2 protein-coding genes are annotated in these 2,415 nt (G+C 39.8%); both read left to right on the top strand.

Annotated elements, in window-relative coordinates; translation table 11 throughout:
- Nucleotides 1-111 precede the first annotated feature (111 nt).
- Nucleotides 112-1,086, top strand: coding sequence for a Wzz/FepE/Etk N-terminal domain-containing protein (locus tag CWB76_RS18910; RefSeq protein ID WP_138609668.1), 975 nt, complete (start codon nucleotides 112-114; stop codon nucleotides 1,084-1,086).
- A gap of 80 nt (nucleotides 1,087-1,166) precedes the next feature.
- The gene (locus tag CWB76_RS18905; RefSeq protein ID WP_138609666.1) at nucleotides 1,167-2,396 is read left to right on the top strand and encodes a dTDP-glucose 4,6-dehydratase; all 1,230 of its coding nucleotides are present in this window, start codon (nucleotides 1,167-1,169) and stop codon (nucleotides 2,394-2,396) included.
- Nucleotides 2,397-2,415 lie beyond the last annotated feature (19 nt).

Below are 2,415 nucleotides of genomic sequence, written 5' to 3'. Positions count from 1 at the left end.
CATTCACCATTCACCATTCTAAATTTACAGTTACCTCTACAATTGAAAATTCACAACCTCTGCGTTGTTTGCTACACTGCGCCACTGTTTTGTTTTGTGAGATTTCATTATATGGATAATAATTTAAAAAAGGCACCGCAAGCTAATCAGCGTATTGCAACGCAAGATTTAACGGATGACGAAATTGACTTGTATGCGTTTTTTTTGATTTTATGGAAAAGTAAAGTTCTTATTATGGTTATTACCGCGTGTTTTACGGTAGCGGGGGTGGCTTATGCACTTTATCAGCCTAACATATATCAGTCTCAGGCATTATTAGCACCCGCAGAGCAAGGTCAGTCAGGTGGGTTAGGGGCACTGTCGGGTCAATTTGGTGGTTTAGCGAGTTTAGCTGGGGTTAATTTAGGTGCTGGGGGCGAAATTGATAAAACACAACTCGCGCTTGAGGTGCTTAATTCACGTAAATTTATAAGTTACTTTATTCAGCAGCATCGAGTATTACCCGAGTTAATGGCTGCCAAAACGTGGGAAAGAGAAACAAATACCCTTACCTATGATGAAGAAATATACCTACCAAGCGAAAAAAAATGGGTGCGTGAAGTAGAGCCTCCATTTAAACCTGAGCCCTCAATGCAAGAAGCATATAAAAAATTCAAAGAAATAGTGGCGACAACATCAGATAAAGATACCGGTATGGTAACGCTTTCTGTTGAGCACTTATCGCCACACGTTGCTAAACAGTGGGTTGATTGGTTAATTGCGGATATTAACCAAACAATGAAAGAGCGGGATGTGCTTGAGGCAGATAAAAGTATTAAATATTTATCAGAACAAATAGAGCAAACCAAAATAGCCGATATCAGAGCAGTACTTTATGGGCTAGTAGAAGAACAAGCAAAAACCATTATGTTTGCTAACGTTCGAACAGAATATGTATTTAAAACGATTGACCCTGCTATTGCCTCAGAAGAAAAGTATAAGCCTAAACGTGCATTAATAGCGGTGTTAGGATTATTACTTGGCGTAATGTTCGGCGTTGTTGTTGTACTCACTCGAAACTTTTTAAGAAGCACGCATAAAGTTTAATTTAAGCGAGTGGTATATGATTTAAATAATGCGCTTTTTAAGTAGTGCATTGGGTATTTATAATAGTATAAAGGTTAAAAATGAAGATACTTGTTACCGGTGGCGCTGGATTTATTGGCAGTGCTGTTGTCCGTTTTTTAATAAATGAGACGCCTCATAAAGTTATTAACTTAGATAAACTCACTTATGCTGGTAACCTTCAGTCTTTAAAAAGTATTGACAGCTCTGAGCGTTACACTTTTGTTCAAGCCGATATTTGCGAACGCGCACATGTTGACACAATACTGAATACCCATAAGCCAGATATTATAATGCACCTTGCCGCTGAGTCTCATGTTGACCGCTCGATTGATGGCCCTGGTGAGTTTATTAAAACTAATATTGTTGGTACATATACGCTTCTAGAGGCAGCAAAAGACTACTGGAATACATTACCAGAAACGCAAAAGCAGTCGTTTAGGTTTCATCACATCTCTACTGATGAGGTGTATGGTGATTTACCCCATCCTGATGATGTGAAGGATGAAAAGAGTGAAGCGGAAAGTGTGAAGAGTGAAAACACCTCACACTTAAGAGTGAAGAGTGAAGCGGAAAGCGTGAAGAGTGAAGACACCTCACACTTAACACCTAGCACTTCACATAATTTACCTTTATTTACTGAGCAAACAGCCTATGCACCAAGTAGCCCATATTCTGCCAGTAAAGCGGGCTCTGATCATTTGGTAAGGGCATGGCAGCGTACTTATGGTTTACCCGTTGTTATTACTAACTGTTCTAATAATTATGGCCCATTCCATTTTCCTGAAAAGCTAATACCACTCGTTATTTTAAACGCGTTAGAGGGTAAGTCATTACCTATTTATGGTGATGGTTCTCAAATTCGAGACTGGTTATATGTTGAAGATCACGCCCGTGCTTTATTTAATGTTGCAACCCAAGGGGAAGTTGGGCAAACGTATAATATTGGTGGTCATAATGAGAAAACTAACCTTGAAGTGGTTACCACTATTTGTGAAATACTCGATGAGTTAGTACCGAGTGAAGCGAGAGGTGTGAAGTGTAAAGATGGAGCGCCCCTAACAACTTACTCTTCTCTTATTACGTATGTAGCTGATCGTCCTGGACACGATAGGCGCTATGCTATCGATGCATCGAAAATGAGTAAAGAGCTCAACTGGAATCCCATTGAAACCTTTGAAACTGGGCTTCGTAAAACCGTTCAGTGGTACCTAGATAATCAAGCATGGTGTGAAAATGTACAAAGTGGTAACTATCAGCGAGAGCGTTTAGGGGTTAAGAGTGAAGAGTGAAGAATGAAGTGGGAAGGGT

Source organism: Pseudoalteromonas sp. S1609, from assembly GCF_005887255.1.
Lineage (GTDB): Bacteria > Pseudomonadota > Gammaproteobacteria > Enterobacterales > Alteromonadaceae > Pseudoalteromonas.
This window is presented reverse-complemented; position numbering and strand designations above follow the sequence as displayed.